General features: G+C 58.8%; 2 rRNA genes. Both read left to right on the top strand.

The annotated features are described in order from the left end of the window. Nucleotides 1-209: 209 nt before the first annotated feature. Nucleotides 210-1,736: ribosomal RNA gene (locus GFD25_RS11770) — 16S ribosomal RNA — on the top strand. A gap of 425 nt (nucleotides 1,737-2,161) precedes the next feature. Continuing rightward, nucleotides 2,162-5,218: ribosomal RNA gene (locus GFD25_RS11765) — 23S ribosomal RNA — on the top strand. The 16S and 23S rRNA genes sit together here, the layout of an rRNA operon. Nucleotides 5,219-5,335 lie beyond the last annotated feature (117 nt).

The following is a 5,335-nucleotide window of genomic DNA, read 5'->3' as shown; positions in this document are numbered from 1 at the left end:
GTGGTGGTGGTTTGAGAACTCAAGAGCGTGTTTGTACTACTTCTTTATAGTCAATGATTGCCAGTTCATTCCCTTCCCGGGCTTGTGGTTCGGGTTCCATGAGAGTGGGTAATTGGGGGTGGGGTTTTTGTGCGAACGTCCTTCCTTATAGGATGTTCCGTCAATATATGTTTGAAGAGTCATCTATTCGGATGTCTTCTGCAAGTTTTTTTGTGGAGGGTTCGATTCTGGCTCAGGATGAACGCTGGCGGCGTGCTTAACACATGCAAGTCGAACGGGATCCGAGCAGCTTGCTGCTTGGTGAGAGTGGCGAACGGGTGAGTAATGCGTGACCGACCTGCCCTGTACTCCGGAATAGCTCCTGGAAACGGGTGGTAATGCCGGATGCTCCATCACACTGCATGGTGTGCTGGGAAAGTTTTTAACGGTATGGGATGGGGTCGCGTCCTATCAGCTTGACGGTGGGGTAACGGCCTACCGTGGCTTCGACGGGTAGCCGGCCTGAGAGGGCGACCGGCCACATTGGGACTGAGATACGGCCCAGACTCCTACGGGAGGCAGCAGTGGGGAATATTGCACAATGGGCGCAAGCCTGATGCAGCGACGCCGCGTGAGGGATGGAGGCCTTCGGGTTGTAAACCTCTTTTAGCAGGGAGCAAGGCTTTGGTTGAGTGTACCTGTTGAATAAGCACCGGCTAACTACGTGCCAGCAGCCGCGGTAATACGTAGGGTGCAAGCGTTATCCGGATTTATTGGGCGTAAAGAGCTCGTAGGCGGTTCGTCGCGTCTGGTGTGAAAGCCCATCGCTTAACGGTGGGTCTGCGCCGGGTACGGGCGGGCTGGAGTGCGGTAGGGGAGACTGGAATTCCCGGTGTAACGGTGGAATGTGTAGATATCGGGAGGAACACCAATGGCGAAGGCAGGTCTCTGGGCCGTTACTGACGCTGAGGAGCGAAAGCGTGGGGAGCGAACAGGATTAGATACCCTGGTAGTCCACGCCGTAAACGGTGGACGCTGGATGTGGGGCCCTTTCCACGGGTCCCGTGTCGGAGCTAACGCGTTAAGCGTCCCGCCTGGGGAGTACGGCCGCAAGGCTAAAACTCAAAGAAATTGACGGGGGCCCGCACAAGCGGCGGAGCATGCGGATTAATTCGATGCAACGCGAAGAACCTTACCTGGGCTTGACATGTTCCCGACCGCGTCAGAGATGGCGCTTCCCTTCGGGGCGGGTTCACAGGTGGTGCATGGTCGTCGTCAGCTCGTGTCGTGAGATGTTGGGTTAAGTCCCGCAACGAGCGCAACCCTCGCCCTGTGTTGCCAGCACGTCATGGTGGGAACTCACGGGGGACCGCCGGGGTTAACTCGGAGGAAGGTGGGGATGACGTCAGATCATCATGCCCCTTACGTCCAGGGCTTCACGCATGCTACAATGGCCGGTACAGCGGGATGCGACATGGTGACATGGAGCGGATCCCTGAAAACCGGTCTCAGTTCGGATCGGAGCCTGCAACCCGGCTCCGTGAAGGCGGAGTCGCTAGTAATCGCGGATCAGCAACGCCGCGGTGAATGCGTTCCCGGGCCTTGTACACACCGCCCGTCAAGTCATGAAAGTGGGCAGCACCCGAAGCCGGTGGCCTAACCAGTATTGGGGGGAGCCGTCTAAGGTGAGGCTCGTGATTGGGACTAAGTCGTAACAAGGTAGCCGTACCGGAAGGTGCGGCTGGATCACCTCCTTTCTACGGAGAATTCAGGATGCTGTTTGGCATCCGGTGTGTGCCCCGCGCCATGGACAGTCCGTGGTCGCTCGGGGTTGCTGGTGTGGAAGAGATCGTTGGCTCATGCCTTTCGGGGCGTGGGGAGTGTATGGATGCGCTTTTGGGTCCCCGGACCGCCACCCCGAGACGTTGGTCTTGGTGCGGTTCGTGCCCATGCCCGGCGGGGTCAGGCCGTGTGTCTGGCTGTCTGTGGGTGTGGTGTGTGGTGGTTTGAGAACTGGATAGTGGACGCGAGCAGAAACAAGAGCTTCGGCTGTTGTTTTTGCTGTTTTTTCGCCGGACTCCGTTTGGAGTCTGGTTGTTTGATCGTTTTGTGATCGTTAGTGTGATGATTTGTCGTCAAGCGTGAATCAGCTCGTTTGAATGCGTGCGATGCACTGTTGTGGTGTGTTGCTTGCAAGGGCGTGTGGTGGATGCCTTGGCGGACAGGACCGATGAAGGACGCGACGGGCCGCGATAGGCCTCGGGGAGCCGCCGAGTGGGCTTTGATCCGAGGATTTCCGAATGGGGGAACCCACCGGCCGTTATGGGCCGGTACCGCAAGTTTGCGGGGGGTACGCAGGGAAGTGAAACATCTCAGTACCTGCAGGAAAGGATACTCCGTGAGTAGTGGCGAGCGAAAGCGGATGATGGCCAAACCTTGCGCGTGTGATACCCGTCGGGGGTTGCGTGTGGGGTGTTGCGGGACGCGTGTCCCGGTACCGACGTGCCGGGCGGAAGTGATAAAACCTTGGCTGAGGCGAACCGGATTGAAGGCCGGGCCGCAGCGGGTGCCAGCCCCTTAGCCGAAGGGCCAGGGTCTTCCGATCGTGTTCCCAAGTAGCGCGGGCCTCGTGGAATCCCGCGTGAATCAGTCTCGACCGTGAGATAAGCCTGAGTATTCCTGTCCGACCGATAGCGTACTAGTACCGTGAGGGAAAGGTGAAAAGCACCCCGGGAGGGGAGTGAAACAGTTCCTGAAACCGTGCGCCTACGATCCGTCGGAGCCTTTCGGGGTGACGGCGTGCCTATCGAAAAATGAGTCTGCGAGTCAGTGGCATGTGGCGAGCGTAAGCCGTGTGGTGTACGCGTAGCGAAAGCGAGTCTTAAAAGGCGTTATAGTCGCGTGTCCTGGACCCGAAGCGGGATGATCTAGCCCTGGGCAGGCTGAAGCGCGGGTAAGACCGCGTGGAGGGCCGTACCCACCTGGGTTGAAAACCGGGGGGATGACCTGGGGCTAGGGGTGAAAGGCCAATCAAATTCCGTGATAGCTGGTTCTCTCCGAAATGCATTTAGGTGCAGCGTCGGTTGATTGCGTCCGGGGGGTAGAGCTACTGGATGCTTGCGGGCCCGTATCGGGTACCAACAGCAGCCAAACTCCGAATACCCGTGGCGTGTATGCCGGCAGTGAGTCGGCGGGGGATAAGCTCCGTCGTCGAAAGGGAAACAGCCCAGATCGTCGTCTAAGGTCCCCAAGCGCGTGCTAAGTGGGAAAGGATGTGGAGTCGCATAGACAGCCAGGAGGTTGGCTCAGAAGCAGCCATCCTTGAAAGAGTGCGTAACAGCTCACTGGTCTAGTGGTTCCGCGCCGACAATGTAGCGGGGCTCAAGCACGCCACCGAAGACGCGGCAACAGTTCAATCTGTTGGGTAGGAGAGCGTCCTGCATGGGGCGAAGCGGGCGTGTAAACGTCCGTGGACTGTGCGGGAGTGAGAATGCAGACATGAGTAGCGAGAGGCGGGTGCGAATCCCGTCCGCTGGATGACCAAGGGTTCCGGGGCCACGTTCGTCGTCCCCGGGTGAGTCGGGTCCTAAGGCGAGGCCGACAGGCGTAGTCGAATGGATGAACGGGTCGATATTCCCGTACCGGCTTGGAACCGACCAAACCGAGGCAATGAGTACTAACCTCCGTCTCGTGGTGATCCTTCCTTCGGGTTGGTGATCCGCGGGGTGTTGGGAGCGTAGTTGTAGTAGGTCGACGCAGGAGTGACGCAGGAGGGTAGCCGGCCGCGGAGGTGGTTTTCCGTGGTCAAGCGTGTGGCCCGCATCCCAGGCAAATCCGGGGTGCATCAAGGGTGAGGCGCGATGATGGGAGCGTATGCTCGAATCCGGTGATCCCATGCTGCCGAGAAAAGCTTCGGCGTTAGGGTCCTTGCCGCCCGTACCCCAAACCGACACTGGTGGTCAGGTAGAGAATACCGAAGCGATCGAGCGAATCCTGGTCAAGGAACTCGGCAAATCACTCCCGTGCCTTCGGTATAAGGGAGACCCCTCGGGGTGAAGCGCCTCGCGCGTGGAGCTTTGGGGGGTGGCACAGGCCAGGGGGTAGCGACTGTTTACCAAAAACACAGGAGCGTGCGAAGGCGCAAGCCGCTGTATACGCTCTGACGCCTGCCCGGTGCCGGAAGGTTAAGAGGATCCGTCAGCCCTCTGGGTGAAGCGGTGAATTCAAGCCCCGGTAAACGGCGGTGGTAACTATAACCATCCTAAGGTAGCGAAATTCCTTGTCGGGTAAGTTCCGACCTGCACGAATGGCGTAACGACTTCCCCACTGTCTCGACCAGGAGCTCGGCGAAATTGCAGTACGAGTAAAGATGCTCGTTAAGCGCAGAAGGACGAAAAGACCCCGGGACCTTTACTATACCTTGGTATTGGCGTTAGGCGCGGATTGTGTAGCATAGGCGGGAGACTTCGAAGCGGGTGCGCCAGCATCCGTGGAGTCGCAAGGTGAAATACCGCTCTGTTCTCGTTTGACGTCTAACCACGATCAGTCATCCTGATCTGGGACAGTGCCTGGCGGGTAGTTTAACTGGGGCGGTTGCCTCCCAAAGAGTAACGGAGGCGCTCAAAGGTCCGCTCAGCCCGGTTGGCAATCGGGTGTCGAGTGTAATCGCACAAGCGGGCTTGACTGCGAGGACGACGGTCCGAGCAGGGACGAAAGTCGGAGATAGTGATCCGGTGCCGGCGCACGGGCGCGGCATCGCTCAACGGATAAAAGGTACCCCGGGGATAACAGGCTGATCATTCCCAAGAGTCCATATCGACGGGATGGTTTGGCACCTCGATGTCGGCTCGTCGCATCCTGGGGCTGGAGCAGGTCCCAAGGGTTCGGCTGTTCGCCGATTAAAGCGGCACGCGAGCTGGGTTCAGAACGTCGTGAGACAGTTTGGTCTCTATCCTCTGCGCTCGTTGGAATCTTGAGGAGGCCTGCCCATAGTACGAGAGGACCTGGGTGGACGAACCTCTGGTATGCCGGTTGTCACGCCAGTGGCACGGCCGGTTGGCTACGTTCGGAAGGGATAACCGCTGAAAGCATCTAAGCGGGAAGCCCGCTCCAAGATAAGGATTCCATGCAGGCTTGACCTGCGAGACCCCCCATGCAGAACACGTGGTCGATAGGCCGGACGTGGAAGCCCCGCGAGGGGTGGAGCCGACCGGTACTAACGGGGAAAAGGCAACACACTATCCCAACCCCCTGGTTGGGACACGCATCCATTCTGCTGCTGATACCACGCGCGACAATGAACACTGCGCGTCACAAGACATCAATCGCGTCCACCATCCGGTCCCCAAACCACCAC

This window comes from Bifidobacterium aerophilum, assembly GCF_010667685.1.
GTDB classification, from domain to species: Bacteria; Actinomycetota; Actinomycetes; order Actinomycetales; family Bifidobacteriaceae; genus Bifidobacterium; species Bifidobacterium aerophilum.
Note: the sequence above shows the minus strand (reverse complement) of the source record. Positions and strands in the feature narration are given on the sequence as shown.